Here is a 202-nt window from a genome sequence, read left to right on the forward strand (position 1 = left end):
CGGGAAGCGGCTCCATCGGCAACAGGTCCACCGCGGCGACTTTCCCCTTCGTTCCCACCAGCCGCAGCAGGACCTGGCTCCATCCCCCGGGGGCCGCCCCCGCATCCACCACGCATTCCCCCGGCCGTGCGATCTTGTGCGCCCGGGCGATCTCGGTCAGCTTGTAGGCCGCGCGGGATCGGAATCCTTCCCGCTTCGCCTT

The 202-nt window shown here is 70.3% G+C and carries 1 pseudogene (cut by a window edge); it reads right to left on the reverse strand.

From position 1 onward, the window contains the following. Positions 1-202 (reverse strand): annotated as a pseudogene (locus A2X88_02905) (hypothetical protein); it reaches 359 nt to the left of the window's first position.

This window comes from Deltaproteobacteria bacterium GWC2_65_14, assembly GCA_001797615.1.
Taxonomy (GTDB): Bacteria; Desulfobacterota; Deferrimicrobia; order Deferrimicrobiales; family Deferrimicrobiaceae; genus GWC2-65-14.